Source organism: Burkholderia sp. S171, assembly GCF_009766085.1.
Lineage (GTDB): Bacteria > Pseudomonadota > Gammaproteobacteria > Burkholderiales > Burkholderiaceae > Caballeronia.
Genome location: NZ_LMUF01000062.1, coordinates 1 through 21,819 on the forward strand (window position 1 = coordinate 1; position 21,819 = coordinate 21,819).

Genomic DNA, 21,819 nt, shown 5'->3' on the forward strand with positions numbered 1-21,819 from the left:
GAACAACCCAGCCTTCTTAAAAAGCGCATCTCACCGCACATCTTGAGACACTATGTGCCGTTCCGGACTATGTCGGGTAATCCAGAAATAGCGTGGATTTCACGGGCGATTCAAGCGTTCGGCTAGAGATAGTCTTGACTCCTTCCACTAGCCCCCGCATGTCGGGAAGGAGCTCATCGTGAAGTACATCGTCCATGACCAGGCCGTTCTCTCTCGACCGCCTGAAGGACCGCTTGCGGCCTATATCGGATCGTTTGCGAGATCGCTCAGTGAGCAGGGATACAGTGCAGGATCACTGAAGCAGCAAGTACGGATCGCAGCAGGGTTTAGCCGTTGGCTTGAACAGACGGGTGTTGGAGTGCGCAGCATCTGCGCCGACCATGCGATACGGTATTTGCGATATCGCGCTCGACATGTTCGGCCCCGCCGGGGGGATCAGGCTGCGCTCAGACACCTCATTGATTTTCTGCGCCAGGAGCAACTGATTCCTGCGGAGCGGGTACCACTGCCCCGACTGCCGTCTACTGAGCGCTGCGTACAGGCATACGTGGCGTACTTACGCGAAGCGCGTGCCTTGGCCACAGCGACGATCGTCAACTACGTGCCGTTCGTCCGCGGTTTCCTTGAAGAGTGTTTCGGTAAAGGACGCGTCACACTCTCTCGCCTATGTGCTGGCGATGTTGTGAGATTTGTACAACGTCAGGCGCCGCGTTTGCAGCCGAAGCGGGCGAAGCTTCTGACCGCTGCGCTGCGATCCTTTCTACGTTATGTGCGCTATCGCGGCGACATTACACTGGATTTGGCCGCCGCAGTTCCAGTCGTGGCCAACTGGTCGATGCCGTCAATCGCACGTGGGATCGCCCCAGATCAAACACGGCAGTTGTTAGCCAGCATCGATCAGCGAAGCGCAACCGGTCGTCGAGACTATGCCATTTTGCTTTTGCTTGCTCGATTGGGGCTGCGCTCCGGGGAAGTAGCGTCGCTTGAGCTGGATGAGATCGACTGGAGCGCGGGACGTTTGAGCGTGCGCGGTAAAAGCGGGCATCGCAACGAATTGCCATTGCCCGCCGACGTCGGAAAGGCGATCGCTACATACCTGATTCGCGGGCGACCGCGAAGCACTTGTCGTCGTGTATTTTTGCGCGCCCGGGCTCCGATCACAGGGTTTAGCGGGGCAAGTGGAGTTGGTTCGGTTGTGCGGCACGCACTCCAGCGCGCCGGCATCGACGCTCCAACCATGGGGGCTCATCAGTTCCGTCACGGATTGGCCACCGAGATGCTGTGCCATGGTGCCTCGCTCGGTGAGATAGGAGAGTTGTTGGGGCATCATCACCCGCAGACCACGAAGATCTACACCAAGGTCGACATCAAGGCATTGCGTACGCTGGCTGTGCCGTGGCCGGGAGGTGTGCAATGAACACGCTCCGGCAGGCAGTTGCTGAGTATCTCAGTCTTCGACGCAGCTTGGGATTCAAGCTGCACGATGCGGGCAAATCGTTACTCGATTTCGCGACCTTCATGGAGCAGCATCGCGCCCCCTGTATCACCCAGGCGTTGGCTCTCGCCTGGGCGCAACAACCATTCGACGTCCAACCCGCACACTGGGCGAAGCGACTCAGTTTCGTACGCGAGTTCGCACGTCATCGCAGCGCCACCGATTCGCGAACGGAGATTCCAGCGCAAAGCCTGCTGCCGTTCCAACCGAAGCGGGCTCGACCGTATCTGTATTCGGACGATGAGATTCGCAACTTACTGCGAGCCGCCCTTCAAATACCGTGCCGCTATGAGCGCAGTGCACTGCGGCCCTGGACGTTCTATTGCCTGCTTGGGTTGCTGAGTGTGTCGGGCATGCGTCTCGGGGAAGCACGCAATCTCGAGCTTCGGGACCTCGACCTCGCCACTGGGGTGTTAACAATTCGTGGCACTAAATTCGGTAAGTCCCGGCTCGTGCCTTTGCACGACTCGACTTGCGAGGTGCTTGCCGACTACATTGTGCGACGTAATCGTCATTGGGCCGGTCGGCCAGTGTCCTCCTACCTGTTCGTATCCAACCGAGGCAATCGCCTGGATGGCGCAGAGGTACATCGGACTTTCTATGCGCTGTCACGACAGGTCGGTCTGCGCGGCGTTTCCGACCATCATGGTCCACGCCTGCACGATATGAGGCATGCATTTGCGACGAACACACTCGTGCATTGGTACCGGTCTGAACAGGATCCGGAGCGTTGCCTGCCGATCCTGTCAGCCTACCTCGGCCACGTCCATGTCGCCGATACGCAGTGGTATTTAAGCGGCTCACCGGAACTCATGCACGAGGCCATGCGCCGGCTCGAACTGCGCTGGGAGAACCGGCCATGACCACGCCCGCCAGCTTCGCCCCGCTGCTCGAGCGTTTCTTTACACAGCGGCTGATGCAGCAGCGCCAGGCGAGTCCTCACACAATCAGTTCCTATCGCGATACCTTCCGTCAATTTCTGAAGTTCGTACAGCAGCGTTTGCATACGCAACCGTCACGGTTGAGTTTCGAGGAGATCGATGCGCCGTTGATCGTCGCGTTTCTGGACGACCTGGAGAAACACAAGGGCGTAAGCATTCGCAGCCGCAATCTGCGGCTAACGGCAATTCATTCGTTTTTCCGGTATGCGGCACTCGAGACGCCGGCGCATTCCGCGCAGATCCAGCGTGTCCTTGCGATTCCCAGCAAGCGATTCACCCGCACGCTCGTCAGCTTCCTGACGCGTCCGGAAATCGATGCCTTGCTTGCCGCGCCTGACCAGCGTACCTGGTCAGGTCGGCGAGATCACGCCTTCATACTGGTAGCTGTGCAGACGGGACTACGTTTGTCCGAAATGACCGGACTCAAACGCGAAGACCTTGTCCTCGGAGCCGGTGCGCACGTGCGCGTGATCGGCAAGGGCCGCAAGGAACGCTGCACTCCCATCGCCAGATCCACGCTCGCGGTGCTCAAGGGCTGGCTACGAGAACCTCAACGCGGGAGTGATGAAGTGCTGTTTCCGAGCGCCAAGGGCGAGCGTCTGAGCGTCCACGGTGTGCAGTACTTGCTAAACAAGCATCGCGAGGCTGCGTCCCGAGTTTGCCCTTCGTTGAAGCAGAAACGGGTCACCGTGCACCGCTTGAGGCACACGATGGCCATGGACCTTCTGCAGGCTGGCGTTGATCGTTCAGTGATCGCGTTGTGGCTCGGGCATGAATCGGTGGAAACCACGCAGATCTATCTCGAAGCAACCCTTGCGATGAAGGAGCAAGCCCTCGCGAAGACATCTTCGCCACAGGGCAAGTCGGTTCGCTACCGGCCGACAGACCAGCTCCTCGGCTTCCTGAATAGCCTGTAGGGCCGGCAAACTATGTCGGGGGATGAATGGGCTGCCTTGCGCCACGATGCACGAGTATCGGGTGTTCGTAAAAACCAATTCTCGTTACCCGACATAGTCCGGAACGGCACATAGTGTCTCAAGATGTGCGGTGAGATGCGCTTTTTAAGAAGGCTGGGTTGTTCCACACTCGCGCGGCTCACAGCAAGATCCAGGCGTTGCGCGACGTTGGAGCGCGACATCGCCTGCCCATCCCGGTTGGGCAGCAAAGCGGCTTCGCCGCGCATCGCTGAATTCGATCGCAACCAACTGCGAATTTCGGCGACGGTGGCGTCCCACAGGGGAATCGATCGAAGCTTGCGCCCTTTACCGCGCAGGTGCACACACGCTGCACCGTCGAGGACCACATCGACGACCCGTACTCCGATAATCTCGGAAACACGCGCCCCCGTGTTGTAGAGCATTGTCAGTAGCAAGTGATCGCGTCGCGAGGACCAGCTCTCGCCCGGCTGGCCGAGTACGGCCACCATCTCCGCACGCGTGAGGTAGTTCAGCATCGGCCGCTCGAAACGCTTCATCGGCACTGCCAGTGCGCGCTCGACGCAGTGCAACGACGCCACGTCGCGGCGGCCGGCAAACTTCAGGAACGCGCGCAGTGCGGTGAGCCGCAAGTTGCGGCTGCGAACCGAGTTCTTCCGATCCTGCTCAAGATAGTCAAGGAAGGCCAGAATCAGATTGGGTTGGATGTCGGCCAGCCGCATCGTGGTCGGCTCTTTGCCGAGCTGACGGCAGGCGAAGTGCAGAAACAGCAGCAAGGCATCGCGGTAACAGGCCACTGTCTGCGGACTGAGCGCCCGCTGCGCGACCAGGTATTCCGTAAAGAATGTCTGGACCAACGCAGCGAACGATGGCTGCTTAGGGGCTAGTGTCTCACGCATCTTGCACCTCCCACTTGGCCGTAGACGACTCGAAACGTACGGCGGCCAGCGCCATCAACTCGGGCACCGCCGAGAGGTACCAGTAGGTGTTGGTAACCATCGTATGTCCCACGTAGGTCGACAGCGACAGCATGGCCTGATCAATGTCTACGCCGTGGGCCTGCCACTCCACAATGCGGCGCACAACGAAGGTATGCCGCAGGTCATGAATGCGTGGGGCATGGTGCGCTCCGCGGTTGGCCCAGCCTAGCTGCTGGCTTAGGTCGCGGAAGACGCGATGCACTTGACGCACGCCGAGTGGCAGACCTCGTCGTCGACCGCGGGTGCCGACGAAGAATGGGCCATCTTCCGTTGGCGTCCCCTCAGTCAAGTCGCGCTGCAAGCAATACCGGCGCAAGCAACCCACGGTGCTTGGGTGCATAGGAACCTGGCGCGACTTGCCGAACTTGGTCCGACGGATGGTCAGCATCCCGTCCTTAAGATCAACATCGTCGTTGCACAGCGCCAGCGCCTCGCCGATCCGCAGCCCCGTGGCGGCGATCAATCCAAACAGCGTTTCGTAGACGGCGCCGCGGAGCGCCGGCGAAGGCCCAAGTCGGCGCGAGCGAGCAAGTAGGTCGACTATCTCTTCTTCGCTGAAGATGTGGGGTGCTTGCCGCTGCGGCAACCGTCCGAAGATCGAATCGTCGGGTACCTCGGTGCGTGGCTCGAACTGCTGCAGCCAGCGCAGGAACGTGCGCAGCCTCTTCAGCCGTCGCGCCCAGGTCCGTGGGTCATTGCCTTCGCGGCGGTCGCTTCGGGCCCAAGCGGCCATGAGTTCCACCGTTAAGGCGCCGCGATGACCGGCAGCGTGGACATGGCGCGCGAAGCTGCGCAGGACGTAGCCGTCATCGGAGAATCCCAGTTGGCGACGCTCGACTAGAAACTGTTCGACGCGTGCTTGCATAGAGGTCGGCGTGCTCATGCTGCGCTCCCTGGCCATGGCAGCGCGACCTCGACCAACTTGCGACTGTCGAGCTTGGCATAGATCAGAGTCGTGTTCAGCGAGCGGTGACGCAGGACGTCCGCGACTTCCTTCAGCGAGGAGCCACTGGCTAGCAAGCGGGTCGCCATCGTGTGGCGCAGCAGATGCGAGCGTGTGTAAGGAAGGCCGGCGCGGGTGAAGGCTTGGCGGATCGTCTTGCGGACGAGATCGGTGCCGGCAGGTTGGTCGCGCGGCGCAATATGGCGGACAAAGATGGCCCGATTGGAAGTCTTGGGACGCTCCTGCTCGAGGTAGGCCGCGATGGCTTCGCCGGTAGTGGAGGGTAGCGGCAGCATATCCTCGCGGCGTCCCTTGGTGTGCCGCAAGACGAGCGTACCGGCTTGCCAGTCGATATCGTCTAGGCTGAGACGGGCGATCTCGCCGCTGCGCAGTCCGAGGTCGAGCGCACATCGCACGATGGCGTCGGCTCGTCTCATCGAGCGGCCCTGTTGGCCGAGCGATCTGATCAACCGTTCGACCTCTTCCGCCGTCAGCGACTTGGGCAACGAGGAGAGCGACCAGTTAGCAGGATAGGACACCGCGCCAATCAGTCCGTGGACAAGATCGCCAAGCGAGGCGCGATAGCGGAAGTAGCCGCGCAGAGATGCCACGACCGACCCAGCATTCGCCGGTTTGCTGTAGAGCTTCGCTTGACCGGCAAAGAAACGCCGAACGTGCTCGGGTTTGATTGTGGCGACGTCTACGGCACCCTCGCCGAAACGAGCCGTCAGCAACCGTCCGACGATGCGCAAAGCTATGCTCCGCGTCTTAGGCGCCAGGCCGCGCACGTGATCCATGTACTCGTCGTAGCGGCGCAGTTCCTCATCTACCGGTGTCGCGCGGTTTGCGGGCACCGCGATGACGCCCTGCGCGCGCAACACTACGAGCAGATGTCCTAGCGCTGCACTGTGGTCACCCCGATCGCGTCGGATCGGACCGGGGCATTCGCACTGCGGCAAATGCTTGTCGAGAAACTGAGCGATCAACACTTCGTCGATCCCTTGCCGCCGACGGTGCCCGAAATGCGCCCATCGGGCGAAATGCATGATGCAGCGAAGATAGGTAACAACCGTCTTTGCAGCGTACCGGCGTTGGTTTAGGTACTGCTTGAACGCACCAACGCATGGCCCGATCGGCCCGTCGGGGAAAAGGTCTATGTCAGCGAGGTGGGAACGGCGAACGATGCCCATGATGATCTCCAGAAGTGGGACCACCACTGCATCCTCAGACACAAACTATGTCCAGATCTTTACGTGTTCGACTTGCCCACGTTCCGCCACGATTGGGGCGGCGTCATCGGCCGCCGACCATCTGTGCATAGTTGCGACCTGAGCATAGGGGTCGCTATGCAAAGGTTTACATAGCGACCCGTTTCCGCCGGTCGGCCAAAGTCTGCCCGGACGGCAGGTTTCAGGGTACAAGAGTCAATCGCTAAGCAACGTTGGCCGATGCGTGATCGGCCGTTACAGATAGCCTTAGACTCGCATCTTTTGTATGACCGTCCCGGTGCCGAGGATCGCCACGACACGCTTGTAGCCGCCGATCAAGTATCGAGGAGCGCACGGCGTCGAACGACGGAAAGCGCCCGAACTCGCTCCCCGCGCGCTTCCCAGAGTTTGAAGTCCAGATCGGCCGTTCAGCGCTTTGTAAGTCAAAATCGTTCGCGCAGACAAGCCCTCTAAGCCTTCAACGGGGGCCCAAGAAACTCGACACCCCACTTTGCACCAAAGTTTCGTAAAGCGTCGGGTTGAGGCTCACCATTCGCCATTACGCTGCGAAGTTGGTTGAAGAAAGCGGCAGCATCGAGTCCCGGGGTGATCAGCACCAGCATGCGCGACGTCTCTTTGTCGATGTTGGTGAAGCGGTGCGTGCTGCCCGCATGCCCCACCACGGTTTCTCCCGCGCTCGCGATAGTGCGCTCCCCGTCCACCTCGAATAGGTATTGACCGGTCAGCACATGGAAAATTTCGGTTTCCCGTTCGTGCCGGTGCATTGGCGGCCCGTATCCGGGCTCATCGGAAGTTTCGATGAGTGTCGCCTTGTTTCCGGTCGCTGCCGCGGCGATGCGCACCTGAACGTTGACGCCGATCGCGGGTATGTCGATGGTGTTGAGATTCGATTGCATGATGTTATACCTTGAGATTGTTTGTCCGATGGACGATTTGCATGGCGTCGAAGCCAGGAACGATCATCACCAGTTGCTTTGATGGATGGCTGTCGATATTCACGAAGCGATGCGGCACGTTGCCATTTGCCACGACGGTATCTCCCGCCGTCGCTTCGAAGCACTTGCCGTCGACCTCGAAAAGATAGCCCCCCTGCAAGACGTAGAAGATCTCGGCTTCGCGATGCTTATGCAGCGGCGGGCCGAAGCCCGGCGCGTTAATCGTCTCGATCAGTTCGAGGCCGCTGCCCGCGAAGTCTTTCGGCGTGCGGACCCTTAACTCCAGACCGATCTCGGGAACGGCGACGCATCGATTGTTCGCAAGAGCCACGCAAGCGCTCTCAGTCAATTTGAAACTCGTATTCATGGTGGTGTTTCCGAAAATGCACCGGACAAGCCGAACGCCGCCGATGCGCGCTTCAGGAAGCGGAATCAGAACAGGTGATTCACGCGCAAGATGCCTTCATTCGAGCTGTAGCCGCTGCCAAACTGGCCGCCATACTCCAGTTTGATCTCCGTGCTTTTGGAGACGCTGAGGTTCATGTCCAGTTTGACCTTGGCGAGCGCCGACGGCGCCGACGACACCGCGGTGAAAGGCGCAACGCCTGGCGCGCTGCCGACGAACTGCGCGCTCGAATCCCAGTGATTCCTGTTGTGGAAAATCGCGCCGGCCGCGACGTCCGGCCGCAAGACCATGCCGTTCGCGAAAGTCCAGCGGCCGCCGACCTCGAACATCGGCGACGCGGACAGCGTCGTGGCAGTCGAACCGTTGACGGCAAGGTCCAGCGCACCCGCGCCCTGCTCCGTGAATCCACCCGTATGGAAGTGGACGACGTGCAAATCCAGATAAGGCTTCATGTACCAGTCGTTCATCGGGATCGTGTACGCGACGCGCGAGTGCAAGCCGGCCTCGTAGCTGTTGAAGTCGCCCTTCGCTTGAGCTGCGTAACCCGGCAGCGAGACGTTTCGCGTGGAGTCGTACCAGCCGTAGCCTGCATCCGCGCCTCCGGAAATCGTCCAGTTGCCAATCTCCTTTTTGAGCATGACGCCGACTTGCGGGCCGTGTCCGTTCACATCGCCGACGCCATCCGAGCCATCGAGGTTCGACGTGTCGTAGCCGACACTGCCGCCGACGAACCAGCCATCGCCGATAGCGTGCTGGCCGCCGAACTGCATCGCATACGTGTTCGCTGAATAGCCGATCGTGCCGGAGCCATCCGCGCTCGTGTGGTTATCGATGATGCGTCCCCACACGCAGTCGCGCTCGTGCATCATCGCGTCGGCCGGGCCGTCTAACGACGGGCAGCTATACATGCGCTCGACGAACGCGTGGCTCGCGGCAAGGCTTGCGATTCCCACGGCCTGCTGCGTTTCGTTGCCGAGCCTGTTGAGCGCCGCGTTATACGACGCGTGATTCGCAACGCCATTCGCCAACTGTGCGAAGGCTGTACCGAGCGCATCGGCGTTCGCGCCTGCGTCGAAATTGGCCTGCAGGTGGGTCGCGACCGCCTGCGCGTTCGCGCTCAGACCCTCCGCGTTCTCAGCGAAACTCGCATGCGGCGTGACATAGAGCGACTGGCCGCCGGACTGCGCATCAGGCGTCTTGCCGCTCGCCAGCGTGTATTTGACGAGGTAGGGATTGCTCATCTGCAATTGCGAGGCATCCAGCGCGCCTTTCACGTCGATCACGTCGAGCGTGCTGTTCGTGAGGCGCGCCGGGCGCATTACGAGCTGGCCTGCAAGCGTCGCGTTACCCGCTACGACCAGACGATCGTTCGTGGCCGCGACGTGATCGCTGTCGATGACAATGTTGCCCGTCACGCCCTGCGCCAGATCGCCCGTCACGAGCGTGACCGCACCGGGCGCGCTCCTGCCGCCGACATCGAGTGTCCCGTTGTTGCGCGTGAGCGCCGCCGCGACCGTCGAACCGGTATTCAGCGTGCCGCCCGGATCGTTCACCACCTGTCCTTCGCCGCCATCGTTCTCGAGATTGATCGTGCCATCGATCACGCCGGTTGCGCCGTTATGCACGAGCGTCTCGCCGTTGTAACTGAAGACCGCCGAGCCATTTACACCCACCGTCGAGGTGATGAGGCCGTTGTTGTTGACCGCGTTGAGCGGCGTCGTGCCATCGATGCTCAGCAAGCCTTCGAAGACCTGAATGGCCGCCGCAGTGCCGTCGCCGCCGTGGTAGAAGTCCTTCCCGCCGGAAACCGTCGCGCCCTGATTGACGTTGACGACGATCTGCGATCCATTCAGGTCCGCGCCGCCCGCCTGCGAGCTTTGCGCGTAAATCCCCGGCGATGCGGCGCCCGTCGCGCTGACCGTGCCGCTCACGTTCACGTTGACGGGCCCGCCGTTGCCCGAGCCGCCGAACGAGCCCGCATACAAACCTTGCGCGTATTCGCTCGCGCCCGCCGTGAAGTAGCCACCTCCGCCGCCCACGCTCTGCGCGATGATCGCCGGCGCGTTGGCACCGCTCGTCTGCACGCTCGATCCGGCGCCGACCGTCACCGCGACCGTGCCGCCGTTGCCGCTGCCCGGGTGGTTGTTGGCAGCGTAATAACCGAGATGCGCTTGCGACAAGCCCGTGTCGCCCGCGATCCCGCCGCCGCCGCCCACACTTTGCGCGAAGATGCCGACCGCACCCTGCCCGCCGGTGACGATGCTGCTTCCACTGTTCGTGGTCACGGTCACGTCGCCGCCATTGCCGCGCATCGCAGCGGTGTTCATGAATCCGCCCGGACCGCCCGCGATTTCGCCGCCGAGTACGATCCCGCCGCCGCCGCCCACGCTTTGCGCGAGCACGCCGTAAGAGTTGCGCCCTTGGGTCGTGATCATGCCGCTGTTGTTGACGTTGGCCGCACCGGCCGAGCCGTTGCTGCCGTCATCGCCGGTGCCCCCGAAGACGACGTTCAACTCGAACGTGCCATTGTTCTTGACCGGGTCTGGGTTGGCGCCGCCGCCCGCGTTGTCCGTGGCGTCGGTCGACGCCGCCTTCACGATGCCGCCGCCTCCGGCGATGCTTTGCGCAATGATCCCGCTTGCGTCGTGGCTTTCCGTGAGAATGCTCGCGCCCGCGTTATTGTTGACGGTCACAGTACCGGACAGGACCGTCGCGGCATCGTTGCTCTTGCCGATCTGGTCGCCGCCGATGTTGATGCCCTTGTTGCTGACATTGAGTCCTTGCAGCGCGCCGTTGCGCCCGCCCGCGACGCCGCCCATCCCTCCGCCGCCGCCGATGCTTTGCGCCACGATGCCGTTCGCTATCGAGCCGATCGTGATGATGCTGGCGTTCGTATCGTTGGTGACGGTTACGTCCGACCCACTGCCCGCCGCGCCGCCCGAGCCACCCACCGCAACCGGCGCGCTGACGCTGTCCTGATCGACGTTGAGCGAGCCTGAGCTCGTCGCCGCGCCGCCCTTGCCGCCGCCGCCGCCGATCGATTGCGCGAGAATGCCGTCGGACATGACGCCGATCGTGCCGATGCTGCCGGTATTGCTGACCTGCACGATGCCGCCGTTGCCCGCCGCGCCGCCCGAGCCGCCGATTGCAATATTGGTCTTGATCGACGTGGCGTTGCTGTCGTCGCCCGAGTCGCCCTGATCTTCGCCGAGGTCGCCAAGATCGCTGGCATCGTCCGCCGGGCTTGAACCCAGACGGCCTGCGGCAACGGTGGCCGGAGAAGTATCGAGAAGTTGACCGGCGAGCGCGCTCAACGCGGCGACGCTCGTGTATTGGCTGCCGATGCCGCCATCCTTGAAGGCGTTGGCGAGCGCGTCGAGGGTTGGGTTGGTGGCGCTGCTGCCATTGCCGCCGTCGCCTGTGGACTTCTTGCTGCCGATGCTCGTCGCGGCTTTCCCGCCCATGCCGCCCCCGCCGCCGATGCTCTGCGCGACGACCGCCGAGGCGTCGGCGCCGAACGTGACGATCGAGCCGCTGTTGCTCACCTGCACCGAGGCCGTCGGATTGTTCGACGCATCCACGACGGTCGCCGAACCGCCGGCGCCGCCTGAGCCGCCGATGCTCACGGTCGCGCTGAAATCGCCCTTGCTCGTGCCCGCCGCGCCGCCCGCGCGTCCGCCGCCGCCCCCCACAGCCTGCGCGATGATGCCCGACGCGCCGTCCCCGAGTGTGAGAAGCGCGCCGCTATTGCTCGCCTGCACCAAGCCCAATGCGTTGCCGCCTTTACCGCTATTGCCGCCGATTGGAATGCTCGCCGAGATGTTCGTGCCGTCGCCTGTGGCCTTAGCCTGTGCATCGCCGCTGCCGCCGTTGCCGCCGCCACCTCCGATCGACTGGGCAAGGATGCCGTCCGCCGATTCACCCGTCGTGACAATCAGGCCGGTGTTGGCGGCGTTGATCGCGTTGGCGTCGCCGCCTGCGCTACCCTTGCCACCGATCGCCACCGACGCATCAATGTTGAGTTCGCTGCCAGTCGTGCTCGACGTGGCCGACGAATCCCCGCCCGAACCGCCGCCGCCGCCGATGCTCTGAGCGATCATGCCAATGCCGCCCGCGCCGCTCGTCGCGATCAGGCTCGCATTCGTGATCTGTGCCGTGCTGCCGTCGCCGCCTGTGCCGCCTGAGCCACCGATCGACGCTGTCAGCGAGAGCGACGGCGTGTCGTCAGGCGCATAGGTTTTCGATGTCGCAACAGACGCCGCGCCGATTCCGCCGCCGCCGCCGATGCTCTGCGCCACGATGCCGAAGCTATCCGACCCGCTCGTGCGAATCGCGCCCGTGTTGGTCTCGGTCATTCCGTCGACGAAGCCGACCCACGCCGCCGAGCCGCCCGCGCCGCCGTTACCGCCAACCGATTCCTGCGCACCGAATACGCCGTTGGTGTCGTTGCTGAAGGCCGCGCCGCCCTTGCCGCCGCCACCGCCGATCGACTGCAGTTCCATGCCCGACGCATGCTGTCCGCTCGTGACAATATTCCCGCTGTTGTAGGCCTGCACGGTCCATCCGTTGCCGCCCGCGGCCCCGCTGCCGCCGATCACCAGATTGATTTCCGCACCTTGGCCGCTCTTCGCATCGCCGCCGTTGCCTCCGCCCCCGCCGATGCTCTGCGCCTGAATCCCCGCTGACGACCGCCCGCTTGTCGTGATGGTCTGGCTCGAATTGATCGTCACGCTCGCGCCTGAACCGGCGTAAGCGCCCGCGCCGCCGACCGCCATCCAGCCATTGGAATCGCCGCCGTTGCCTCCGCCCCCGCCGATGCTCTGCGCGAGCACGCCGGGTGAATCGGTGGTGCTTGTGGTGATGTTGCCGCTGCCTCCAACGAGCACGTTGCCCCCGTTGCCGCCGAACGCGCCCTCTCCACCAGACGCGCCGAAACCGCCGCCCTTGCCGCCGTTCGCGCCCGCGCCGCCGAGGGACTGCGCGAGAATGCCCGGCGAATGCGATGCGCCTGCCGTCGATAAGGTGCCATCGTTGGTCACCGTAACCGAACCCGCGTTGCCGCTCTGCCCGGCGATCCCGCCATTGTCCACGCCGCCGCCCGCACCGCCCGCGCCGCCGATTCCGCCAAGCGACTGCGCCCAGACCGCGGGCGTCATCGGGTTCGTGCCGGTGCCGGCCTGCGTCGCGACGCTGCCCGACTGAACCGTCACGACGACGTTTCCGCCCGGCGCGCCCGCGCCGCCCGTGCCGCCCTGACCGCCCGCCTGAGCCGTGCCGGTCGAGCCGCCCGCGCCGCCGTTGCCGCCCGCGCTGACCGCCCAAATGCCCGCGCCCTGGTCGCTCGGATCGGTACCGCCGACGCGCCCATTTGCAAATCCGACGATCGACGTGCCTGTTATGACCGTGACGTTCCCGCCCGGCGCGTCCGAATCCGCACCATCGACACCGAACTTGCTGAAGCTGGTCACGTGCGGATTGCCGGTGCCGCCATTGCCGCCGACGGACGCCGCATAAATGCCCGAGCCAAAGCCGATGACCGCGGCCGTGCTACCCGTCAACGGGTTGACCTGGTTCGGGTTCGCCATGTCTTGGACCGTCACGTCGCCCGCGCTGCCGCCGATCTGCGATGTGCCTTGCGTGCCGCCCGTGCTGGGCACACCGCCGCCGCCGCCCGCGCCACCCTGCGAAACGACGGATATTGCGGGCGCCTGTCCCGCCGCGCCGACATTGGCCGGGCCGGCCATGATCGCCTGCACCTGCGCGCCCGATGTGATGGTGAGCGCCACGCTGCCGCCAGCGCCGGCCGCGCCGCCGTCGCCGCCGTTCAGATTGGTTAAGGGCACCAGCGTGCTATTTCCGCCGCTCGCGTCGCTGCCGTTTCCGCCCGTACCGCCGATACTCAGCATGCCAATCGCGGAAGGCTCGTCGCCTGCGCTTCCCACGCTCCGAAATGCCGTCGACGACGACTCGCTGAAGGTGGCCGTTAGCGCAGGTGCAGTGCCCGCGCTCGTGCCCGGATTGCCGCTTTTATCAAGATCGCTCTTCGGTCCGGGTGTGCCTGGGTATCCCGCAGCGCCGATGGTGCAGATGTTTGCCGAGAGCCCGGCGCACGGGTTGCCGCTCGTCTGCGCGTGCGCGCCGAGCATCAAACCGCCCGCCGATGCGCCGATGGCAAAGTGGATCAGTTGCACGAGACGCTTGCGCGCGAGGCGCGGCGTCCCATCGAACGAGGCGCGCGCGGCATGCGCCTGGCGTCGCGCTGTTCCGGCGCGAGCCGATAAGGAAGTGCTTCTATTGCTGAGACGACACGAATGACGGACCGACATGGAATGATCCTCGGATCTGATGGGTTGAAATAGTTGCGTCGAACTTGCTCGCACCGCCGTGCGCGTGAAAGCACGTGCCGGAGTCGTCGCTGCTGGACGCCGGTGGGCCTCGACACACGAGGACACACCGTCTCAGGGTTTCCACATCGACATCGTCTGGACTTTGCTGCTGGCGCTGGTGAACCGAATGACACCGTCGGGACCGCCCGTCGCATTGGTCAAGCCGGCAAACCAGGTGAGTCGTCCAATTCACGGTCGATGTGGCGGCTTGGAGAGCCGGTCGACGCGATCCGTCAATGTGTGTGCCGAACATTCCTGCAAATTCGGCCTGGGAGAATTGTGTTAAATTTTGACTGCTATTCCATCCCCTTAACTGGGTATAAATTGCGCTACTTCGGCAGTCGGAGGCTTCTATGCCCGGGTCCGCTCTGTCCGATGTCATCGATCTGATCTATGCCGCAGCGACCGGGGACGGGGCGGCGTGGGACGATGTCGCCCCACGCTTATGCACGCTCTTTGGCGCACAGCGGGTCGGTCTGGTGCTGCCGGAGGCCCCAGGCAGGATTCGCCAGGTTCTGGGCGGCGGCGATGACGAGTTCGCCGTCTCGTACGCCGCGTACTATCACCGGATCGATCCGTATCGCCAGTCGGCAGAACAACACTTTCGCGACGCCAGATTGCCTCGGATCAATGTGGTAGTGGACGAAGAAATCGTGCCGTACAGCACCCTGAACAAGTCCGAGTACTTCGCCGATTACGCACGGCCAGCCGGATTTCGTTACCTGCTGGGAGGCTTGTCGGGCGTGGAGTCGTTCGCTCCCATAGGCTTTTCGCGCGATGCAAGCAGCGGTCCATTCAGTGACGCCGACAAGCACCGCTTGCTGACACTATTGCCCCATTTGCAGCGCGCGCTTCAACTGGAAAAGCGGCTCGCAATTGCTGACCGGACGCACCTTGGGTCGGGTGCGCTGGACGCACTCGCAATTGCTGTCGTGCTCGTGGACCGTGCGATGCGAATCTTGCACGCGAACGCCGCAGCGAGCAGATTGATGGACGGCAGTCGATGCGGCCTCGCGATGCTCGGATCGGGGCCATGCCCGGGTGTGGGTGACATCCGCTTGCTTGCGCGCCATCCGGACGATCAATCGGCGCTGGTCAAACTCGTCGCCGACGCCGCCTCCGGCGGCTCAGGCGGTGCGTTCAGATTGCGGACCACGCGCGACGAACCGGCCCAAAACGCACAACTGGCGGTGCTCGTGTCTCCTGCCTTGGGTCACCTGCGTTCCCACGCGACGGACCGCTACGGCGTCGCTCCCGGCGCGGCGATGCTGGTCGTTCGCCAGTTGAATCGCGCGTGGCTACCTCCGCCCAGTCTGATGAGCGAACTTTACGGCCTGACCAAAGCAGAAGCGGAAGTTGCATTGCGCTTTAGCGGCGGCGCGACCGCCGAAGACGTGGCGCGACACAGACGAGTCTCCCTGGATACAGTCCGCACACAGGTAAAGACCATTCTGCGCAAGACGAATGCGGTGAGCCTGCGCGATCTTGAGCGCATCATTGCGATCAGCTCGGCCATTCTGCCTGCGGCGTCGTAAGGCTGTTCATGGCGGACCGCGTATTTTCATCGCCGCTCGGCATTTTCCCGACAAGGTCATGGACAGCCACCAATGAACGACAGTCCGCAGCGCTCCCCGGATCAAGGCGATGCATCACGACCGGTGTTACCTTCGCTCTCTGCACTCGGCCGCTGGCTGGACCGAATCGACCCTGGTACGCACCGTCGCATCAAGGGGCTTCGGCTCGTCACGGCGTACGGCATCGCGGCCGCACTGGGAGCATTGCAAGATATCGCTCATCACGTGCCGGGCAGCATCCCGCTCAGCTACCTCGCTGGGAGCTTCGCGCTGTGGGCAAGCGTGTCGGAGGGCAAATCGACGCGAGCCGAGTCAGGCCGCGATCTCACGTTACTGAGCTTTTCTGCGAGCTTAGGTGCGCTTCTGTTCGTGTTCCTGTCCGAGCCGCTGCGCGTGGCCGGTCGAGCGGGTCCGGAAATGGTTCTGGTGACGGGCGCGTTTCTGGTCGGTTATCTCAAGCGATTCGGCGTCTTGGGTGCGGGCATCGGATCGCAGATTTATATCGGCGAGTTGCTCGCTTACGGCGCTCGTTTGACTACGGACGACGTGCTGGCGATCGCAATCGCCGCACTGATCGCTACGCTGGCGTCGGTCGTGCCGCGCATGCTGAGCGGACCTGCGGAGCGGCCTGTCACGCCAGCGGTGCTCGCTGCCGGGCCGCAAGTTGTTCCGGGCAGATGCTCGCCAGAGTTATTCATGGGATTGCAGGCGGCCATAGGCGCGTTGGTCATTGTTCTTCTGAACGGTCTGGTCGGGCTTGAGGAGTCCGCCTGGGCGATCACCGCGTGCACCTACGTCGTCGCCGGTTCGGCGACCGGGACGGTAGAACGTGTGCGTCGCCGGATAATCGGCACGCTGATTGGTGTTCCGCTAGGCATTGCTTGTCTGCCGGTCGCCGAGCACGCGCCGCTACTGGTCTGGGCTGCAGCCGCAATCGCCATGGTCATCTATTCGATGGCGTTACCAGAGCGCTACGACGTTGCCTGTGCGGCGTTCGCTTTCACGTTGATCGTGACGCTCGCCGCTAGCGGGGTGCACTCATACGCGCTCCTTGCTGCACGCGCCTGGGAGACGCTGCTCGGTGGCGCGCTTGGCATAGTCGCCGCAATGGTCGTTTTCCCGATACGCACCCCAAGGTCCGGGAAATAAGAGCTCTAGAAGGCTATGGTGCCTTCACGACCTTTTAAGTCTCGGCGCCGAGGAGAAGGTGACCGAGCGGCGAGTTCTGGTTTCTACTGGGGCCGTTTTTTTACACGTTAGACTACGCATTGCTTGCGCTCGAAAAAGAAGATTTACGCCGCCAAGTCGCGACACTTCAGGGCGAATATTTGGAGAAGCACGCCGGTGTTGTGGGACCGGGCACTGACGTTCCGCGCAACTCGCCACAACTATCCAACGGCTTGGCAACCTGGAAATTTTTGTCGTGATAATTCGGTACCGGGTCCTTTAGCTTGTCCGATTTGGACACGCTAAAAGCCCTCTCTCTGAAGATCGACAAATCCTTCGTATCCGCGATCGGCAGTGACGCCGTGACGCCGTGACCGGGTCGGTCATCGACCACATCATTGTTGGCTACATTGTCATGCGCCTTGGTCCGAGCCATGTCGAGATTCTAATCGAGTTAGGATCGCAAGCCTTCAAACAGTGCGTGCAGTTCCAGATGCTCGCCTGTTCCGATCAGCGGTGATGTGGCAACGCATCATAGTTCAACTGCTTTGTTGCGCTCAGCGCAATTAGAGCGGTAAGCGAGTAATCCGTGACCAGTCAGGTAAGGGATCAAGATCCGGCCGCATCGTGACGCTTTCCTGTTCGTTGGGATCCGTTCGGGCGATCACCGCGATGCAAGGCTCATCCGCGCTCGCGTTGTACGGGACATGCGGCACCCCTGCGGGAATATAGAAGAAATCTCCGGCCCGAACCACCGCATGGTGCTCCAGGCGTTCGCCATACCAGCAACCCGAGACGCCGCTCAGCTGATAGATGGCCGTCTCATGTTCCGCATGGAGATGCGCCTTGGCGCGGGCACCCGGTGGAATTGTTGCGAGCTGAAGATGCATATTCTCCGATCCCACATTTTCAGCTGAGATACCGACAGCATAGGTCAGCCCTTGCTTCCCCTCGAACTGTGGACCCGCTTGCACGAGTTGGCAGGTAGCGGTGTTTGGCTTGTGTGTGCTGATGTTCATCGCTTCTCCAGGCAATGAGCGCCGACGCAGGCGAAATTGCGAGCATACGAAGGCAGATTAAACCGCGCGCTGTTCGAAACGGTCATCCATTTGTGGGTCATGTACCGTGTGTCCCGGATATCGAATAGTGCGCTGCGATCAAGGCAGATAATCACTTCAATTTTACGCCGCCCGTCGGCCGCCTGTATCTCGCCTACAACGTCGAGCGGGTCTACAAGGGGGCCGGGATATCTGGATGACAGCCGCGTGGCTGGACATCCTGAGGGCATTGCCACGTAAGGCACAGCTGAACGTTGAAAGCAGCTCAGTTAGGTCCGAGGAGCGGCCTGGTTGTCCGCGCGGCTTTCTGTTGAGTATAGGCGGTACGGGCAAATAGCCAGTTTTCAGTGATGGTCAAAGAGCGCGATTTTGTTGGCCTTGATCATGGATCTGACTTTCGACATGAATCGAGCGTGCGGGTCCTTCTTGCACTCTTCCATCACCGTTTCTCCCACCGGATGAGCCGTGTCCACCACCATGGTGTCCGTTTCCTTCACACCGAGCTTATCAACCCCGGCGACCCAGTAGACCAATGCGGGTCGATAAACCTCGTCAACGGCCACGAAATCGGCGCAACTCATCTTCGCAGGACTCAACGGCTTCTCTTGTGCGCTGGCCGCATGAGCGACGAAAAAACACCCGGCGATTGCCAGAACTTTCAAATATTTCATAAGAATTCCAAATATCAATAAATTGAGTTTGCAAACACGGTCGAATACGACATTGATAGCGGATATGGACAGCGTGAAATTCGCCGGCGATCCGTCATTCATGTGAATCGTATAGACGTAGAGTTAGCTGCGAATTAACTCGGGTAAAAGCCACCACTTAGGATTAGCGAACCGTTTGGCGAAGGAGCTAATTATTCCCTCATTTTCCGGTCTCACAATGCGTCACATCGAAGCTCGACTACCGCCTCGAGTCGTGTATCACGCAAAGGAAACGATCATGGAAAACATCAGCGCAACAGCATGCCGGCCCTACATTGACGTCCTGCTCGACCGACTCAAACAACGATCCAATAGCGCGGTGTTGCGCTATCTGGATGATGACGTAACGGGCAACGCCCTCAGACGCTCCATCTTTCGCCATGCACGGGCGCTGACGGCCCTGGGCATTGGCCGGGGTAGCCTGGTCGCACTGCTCTCACCGAATTGCCCGGATGGTCTCGCGATTCGCTACGCGGCAAACCTCCTTGGCGCGGCAACGATCTTCCTGCCTAAGCTTGCGAATGCCAACAGGATGTCCACCTTGTTGACCCGCCTTCAACCCACGCTCCTTGTCGTTTTTCGGGAAACGGTTCGCTTCATTCCCGATGCGTTCGACGGACGCCTGGCCTTCGTCGGCATTGGCCCCGCATCGTCACGCATCGACAAGCTCGCGCAGGCGCAGTCGGAATTGCCGTTGCGCGGACAACTCAGGCCCGATGATCTCGCCGTAGTCGTCTCGTCGGGCGGCACGACAGGCGTGCCAAAATGCAGCCGACGGTCCTTCTCCACCTACTCGACGATGGTCGGCACTGCGGACGACGAGAAGCGACGTCAGCTCATCAATGGTCCGCTTGCCTACCTGTCGCAAGTGCTTGTCGACGCCACGTTGATTGGCGGAGGGACGGTCGTGCTGAAGCCGCACTACGATCCCGCGGAAACGCTCGCAACGATTCAATCGGAACGTATCACCGACATGCTTCTGGTCGAGCCTCAATTGTTCGAAACCATGAATCACCCGGACGTCGGCCGATGCAACTTGTCGTCGCTGCGTTCTATCGTCCACGTGGGTGGCTCGGCGCCTGCGGTGCTGCGTCAACGGGCTGCCCTGCGCCTGGGTTCGGTGCTGACCCACGCGTACGGCGCCAGCGAAATGGGTCTCGTCAGCGTTCTGCCGCCATCCTCTTACGAGGATCGCGACCGGCTCACTTGCGCGGGCCGCATCCGAGTTGGCGTCGAGGTCCGCGTGCGTCGCGCCGATAGAACGATTGCCCGTGCAGGAGAGTGCGGAAACATCGAGGTCAGGTCCGCCGCCGTGGCAGACGGTTATTACCGCCAGACGCTCGAGGAGGCGCAAAAGTTTCGGGACGGCTGGTGCCTGACGGGCGACACCGGCTTTATCGACGAGGCAGGCTATCTGTACATACTCGGCCGCGCGGCCGACGTCGCGCAAATCGATGGCGTGGCGATTGGCCCAACCCAGATCGAGGATGTCCTGTGCCGCGTGCCGGACCTTCGTTATGCCGTGGTGTTGGCCGCCGACAACGACGCCGGCAAATATGGCTGGAACGCGCTGGTCGAGCCGTGGGTCGCCGGTCCGGACGTTGCGCTCTGCATGCGCAAGCTCAAGATCGCGTTCGGCGCCCGCGTTGCAAACCGGATCCGTATTGTCGTAACAGACCGCGTGCCCCTCACTGAACAGGGGAAAGCAGACCGCACCGCGATCGAAGCGATCGTGAAAGATGATCTGCGTTCGCGTCTCGACACGCTCCCCTCCATTTTCCGCGCACCGGTCCTGGCTATTCATTGAGAAGTCGAGAGTGCGTCACTCATTCTCGCGAGACTTTTGGCTCTGGCGCTGGTGACGCTCACCCCTCCGCCGGATCTGATTGATGTCAAAGGACAGCCATCCAAAAAAATGGCACTATTTCGCCAGCTACTCTCTGGAGGTCTCAGGTCATGAGCGAAGAAACGCAAGTGGATTCATCACGGCTGCCGACAAGCCCCGTTGTCATCCGCGACATGGGCAGTTTCCATGTGGGCGGAGAGATGTTGAGCCTTCAGGGAATGCCGTTCCGTGAGCGGGTCAGTACCCGTCAGGGGGCGGTCCATCCGGTCGATCAGAACGGCGAGATTATCGCCGGCCAGATGTATGTCCAGTACGTCAAACTCGAACGCCCGACCAGCGAATGGCCCCTGCTGCTATGGCACGGGGGCGGCATGAGCGGCGTCAACTGGGAAACTACGCCTGATGGCCGCCCAGGCTGGCAGATGTTCTTCCTGCGGGCGGGATTCGACGTTTATGTCTCGGATGCGGTCGAGCGAGGCCGCGCCTCGTGGGCGCCCTATCCGGAGGTCTATGCGGAGGCGCCGTACTTCCGAACTGCACGCGAGGCATGGGAAGAGACCTTCCGGTTCGGGTCTGTTGGATCATGGCATCGCGACCCGGGAGCGAGACGCCCTTACCCGGGCGTGCGCTTCCCGGTTGAGTTCATGGAAACCTTCATGAACCAGTTCGTTCCCCGCTGGTCGACCAACAACGAGCGCACGCAACGCGCCTACGACGCCCTTGTCGGCAAGCTCGACGCCAGCATCATTCTCACGCACAGCCAGGGCGGCAACTTCGGACTGACCGCGGCGCTGCATGCGCCGGAACGCGTCAAGGCGGTCATCTCGCTTGAGCCATCGGGCGCGCCTTCTGCCGACCAGAACGATGCAGCCGCACTCAGGCACGTCCCTCATCTTTTTGTTTGGGGCGACTTTCTCGATCAGCACTCATTCTGGGTAGACTCGGTGCCGAAAGTGCGTCGCTGGTACGACGCGCTGGTGGCCGCGGGCGCAGACGTTGAGTGGATCGATTTACCCGCGCGCGGCATCACGGGCAATTCCCACGCGCTGATGGCCGACGACAACAGCGACGCCATCGCGATGATCGTGCACGACTGGTTGCGCAAGCGGGGTCTGGCGATCTAGCCGGAGATCAGTACCCGGTGGATGCGTCTGTGTCCCAATCCTCGGTTGCTCGTTGATTGCTTCCGGCGTTTGTCCGGTTGCCGCGCGTCC

15 protein-coding genes are annotated in these 21,819 nt (G+C 62.3%); 7 read left to right on the forward strand and 8 right to left on the reverse strand.

Annotation, left to right across the window (positions count from 1 at the left end):
• The first annotated feature begins 178 nt into the window (after nucleotides 1-178).
• The 3 genes from GSQ93_RS34355 to GSQ93_RS34365 are packed head-to-tail and all read left to right on the forward strand — an operon-like array spanning nucleotide 179 to nucleotide 3,353.
• Nucleotides 179-1,417, forward strand: a complete 1,239-nt coding sequence (locus GSQ93_RS34355) for a site-specific integrase (protein WP_158940385.1) — start codon at nucleotides 179-181, stop codon at nucleotides 1,415-1,417.
• A complete protein-coding gene (locus GSQ93_RS34360) occupies nucleotides 1,414-2,358 on the forward strand; it encodes a tyrosine-type recombinase/integrase (protein WP_158940386.1) in 945 nt (314 codons plus the stop codon). Before GSQ93_RS34355 ends, GSQ93_RS34360 begins: the two co-directional genes overlap by 4 nt.
• Nucleotides 2,355-3,353 (forward strand): site-specific integrase, encoded by a 999-nt coding sequence (locus tag GSQ93_RS34365; RefSeq protein WP_158940387.1) that lies wholly within the window; start codon nucleotides 2,355-2,357, stop codon nucleotides 3,351-3,353. Before GSQ93_RS34360 ends, GSQ93_RS34365 begins: the two co-directional genes overlap by 4 nt.
• On the opposite strand, the gene GSQ93_RS34370 is transcribed toward GSQ93_RS34365, so the two are convergent.
• The 6 genes from GSQ93_RS34370 to GSQ93_RS34395 form a co-directional block, all read right to left on the reverse strand.
• Nucleotides 3,308-4,270, reverse strand: a complete 963-nt coding sequence (locus GSQ93_RS34370) for a tyrosine-type recombinase/integrase (protein WP_158940388.1) — start codon at nucleotides 4,268-4,270, stop codon at nucleotides 3,308-3,310. The genes GSQ93_RS34365 and GSQ93_RS34370 overlap by 46 nt on opposite strands.
• The gene (locus tag GSQ93_RS34375) at nucleotides 4,263-5,234 is read right to left on the reverse strand and encodes a tyrosine-type recombinase/integrase (RefSeq protein ID WP_158940389.1); all 972 of its coding nucleotides are present in this window, start codon (nucleotides 5,232-5,234) and stop codon (nucleotides 4,263-4,265) included. The genes GSQ93_RS34370 and GSQ93_RS34375 overlap by 8 nt, the downstream gene beginning before the upstream one ends.
• Nucleotides 5,231-6,484, reverse strand: a complete 1,254-nt coding sequence (locus GSQ93_RS34380) for a site-specific integrase (protein ID WP_158940390.1) — start codon at nucleotides 6,482-6,484, stop codon at nucleotides 5,231-5,233. The genes GSQ93_RS34375 and GSQ93_RS34380 overlap by 4 nt, the downstream gene beginning before the upstream one ends.
• A 488-nt stretch (nucleotides 6,485-6,972) precedes the next feature.
• Nucleotides 6,973-7,419, reverse strand: coding sequence for a cupin domain-containing protein (locus GSQ93_RS34385; protein ID WP_158940391.1), 447 nt, complete (start codon nucleotides 7,417-7,419; stop codon nucleotides 6,973-6,975).
• A gap of 4 nt (nucleotides 7,420-7,423) precedes the next feature.
• Entirely contained in the window at nucleotides 7,424-7,825 is a 402-nt protein-coding gene (locus GSQ93_RS34390) for a cupin domain-containing protein (RefSeq protein ID WP_158940392.1), read from the reverse strand.
• A gap of 65 nt (nucleotides 7,826-7,890) precedes the next feature.
• The gene (locus tag GSQ93_RS34395) at nucleotides 7,891-14,190 is read right to left on the reverse strand and encodes an autotransporter outer membrane beta-barrel domain-containing protein (protein WP_158940393.1); all 6,300 of its coding nucleotides are present in this window, start codon (nucleotides 14,188-14,190) and stop codon (nucleotides 7,891-7,893) included.
• A 413-nt stretch (nucleotides 14,191-14,603) separates the two neighbouring features.
• On the opposite strand from GSQ93_RS34395, the gene GSQ93_RS34400 reads away from it, so the two are divergent.
• Both GSQ93_RS34400 and GSQ93_RS34405 read left to right on the forward strand, forming a co-directional pair.
• Nucleotides 14,604-15,785: a helix-turn-helix transcriptional regulator gene (locus GSQ93_RS34400; RefSeq protein WP_158940394.1), complete on the forward strand. Its 1,182-nt coding sequence runs from the start codon at nucleotides 14,604-14,606 to the stop codon at nucleotides 15,783-15,785.
• A 72-nt stretch (nucleotides 15,786-15,857) separates the two neighbouring features.
• Entirely contained in the window at nucleotides 15,858-16,973 is a 1,116-nt protein-coding gene (locus tag GSQ93_RS34405; RefSeq protein WP_158940395.1) for an FUSC family protein, read from the forward strand.
• A 584-nt stretch (nucleotides 16,974-17,557) separates the two neighbouring features.
• Here GSQ93_RS34405 and GSQ93_RS34410 read toward each other — a convergent pair.
• Both GSQ93_RS34410 and GSQ93_RS34415 read right to left on the reverse strand, forming a co-directional pair.
• Nucleotides 17,558-18,010, reverse strand: coding sequence for a cupin domain-containing protein (locus tag GSQ93_RS34410; protein ID WP_158940396.1), 453 nt, complete (start codon nucleotides 18,008-18,010; stop codon nucleotides 17,558-17,560).
• Nucleotides 18,011-18,393: 383 nt separating this feature from the next.
• Entirely contained in the window at nucleotides 18,394-18,822 is a 429-nt protein-coding gene (locus GSQ93_RS34415; RefSeq protein WP_254074215.1) for an HdeA/HdeB family chaperone, read from the reverse strand.
• A 175-nt stretch (nucleotides 18,823-18,997) separates the two neighbouring features.
• On the opposite strand from GSQ93_RS34415, the gene GSQ93_RS34420 reads away from it, so the two are divergent.
• Together GSQ93_RS34420 and GSQ93_RS34425 are read left to right on the forward strand one after the other, a co-directional pair.
• Nucleotides 18,998-20,566 (forward strand): class I adenylate-forming enzyme family protein, encoded by a 1,569-nt coding sequence (locus GSQ93_RS34420; protein WP_158940397.1) that lies wholly within the window; start codon nucleotides 18,998-19,000, stop codon nucleotides 20,564-20,566.
• Between the two features lie 149 nt (nucleotides 20,567-20,715).
• Nucleotides 20,716-21,729 carry an alpha/beta fold hydrolase gene (locus GSQ93_RS34425; RefSeq protein ID WP_158940398.1) on the forward strand — a complete coding sequence of 338 codons (1,014 nt, stop codon included), beginning with the start codon at nucleotides 20,716-20,718 and terminating at the stop codon, nucleotides 21,727-21,729.
• Nucleotides 21,730-21,819: the final 90 nt, after the last annotated feature.

Coding starts and splice junctions, on each gene's coding strand:
- GSQ93_RS34385 (WP_158940391.1), bottom strand. CDS start 7,419: ATGCAATCGAATCTCAACACCATCGACATACCCGCGATCGGCGTCAAC.
- GSQ93_RS34400 (WP_158940394.1), top strand. CDS start 14,604: ATGCCCGGGTCCGCTCTGTCCGATGTCATCGATCTGATCTATGCCGCA.
- GSQ93_RS34375 (WP_158940389.1), bottom strand. CDS start 5,234: ATGAGCACGCCGACCTCTATGCAAGCACGCGTCGAACAGTTTCTAGTC.
- GSQ93_RS34390 (WP_158940392.1), bottom strand. CDS start 7,825: ATGAATACGAGTTTCAAATTGACTGAGAGCGCTTGCGTGGCTCTTGCG.
- GSQ93_RS34415 (WP_254074215.1), bottom strand. CDS start 18,822: ATGAATGACGGATCGCCGGCGAATTTCACGCTGTCCATATCCGCTATC.
- GSQ93_RS34410 (WP_158940396.1), bottom strand. CDS start 18,010: ATGAACATCAGCACACACAAGCCAAACACCGCTACCTGCCAACTCGTG.
- GSQ93_RS34425 (WP_158940398.1), top strand. CDS start 20,716: ATGAGCGAAGAAACGCAAGTGGATTCATCACGGCTGCCGACAAGCCCC.
- GSQ93_RS34420 (WP_158940397.1), top strand. CDS start 18,998: ATGGAAAACATCAGCGCAACAGCATGCCGGCCCTACATTGACGTCCTG.
- GSQ93_RS34405 (WP_158940395.1), top strand. CDS start 15,858: ATGAACGACAGTCCGCAGCGCTCCCCGGATCAAGGCGATGCATCACGA.
- GSQ93_RS34395 (WP_158940393.1), bottom strand. CDS start 14,190: ATGTCGGTCCGTCATTCGTGTCGTCTCAGCAATAGAAGCACTTCCTTA.
- GSQ93_RS34370 (WP_158940388.1), bottom strand. CDS start 4,270: ATGCGTGAGACACTAGCCCCTAAGCAGCCATCGTTCGCTGCGTTGGTC.
- GSQ93_RS34380 (WP_158940390.1), bottom strand. CDS start 6,484: ATGGGCATCGTTCGCCGTTCCCACCTCGCTGACATAGACCTTTTCCCC.
- GSQ93_RS34360 (WP_158940386.1), top strand. CDS start 1,414: ATGAACACGCTCCGGCAGGCAGTTGCTGAGTATCTCAGTCTTCGACGC.
- GSQ93_RS34365 (WP_158940387.1), top strand. CDS start 2,355: ATGACCACGCCCGCCAGCTTCGCCCCGCTGCTCGAGCGTTTCTTTACA.